Origin of the sequence: Paraburkholderia sp. SIMBA_054 (assembly GCF_046534875.1) — a bacterium.
Classification (GTDB): domain Bacteria; phylum Pseudomonadota; class Gammaproteobacteria; order Burkholderiales; family Burkholderiaceae; genus Paraburkholderia; species Paraburkholderia hospita.
Genome location: NZ_JAWRXV010001469.1, coordinates 1 through 244, shown reverse-complemented (window position 1 = coordinate 244; position 244 = coordinate 1). Strand labels below are relative to the sequence as shown.

Sequence of the window (244 nt, the reverse complement as noted above, 5' to 3'; positions counted from 1 at the left end):
CACCAAGAAATATGGCAGCTTCACCGCGGTCGATGGACTGGATATGAAGATTGCGCCTGGAGAATTTCTGGCGTTGCTGGGACCATCCGGATCGGGAAAGTCTACAATCCTCATGATGCTGGCGGGGTTTGAGCGCCCGGACAATGGGCGCATTCTCTTCGGCAATAATGATTATACCCGTATTCCGCCCCATAAGCGCAATATTGGCATGGTATTCCAGCACTACACCCTGTTTCCCAATATG

At 51.6% G+C, this 244-nt stretch carries 1 protein-coding gene; it reads left to right on the top strand.

What is annotated here, in order from left to right; genetic code table 11:
• Nucleotides 1-244 (top strand): ATP-binding cassette domain-containing protein (locus SB822_RS59930; protein WP_410859488.1); only part of this gene is annotated, 244 nt, incomplete at both ends.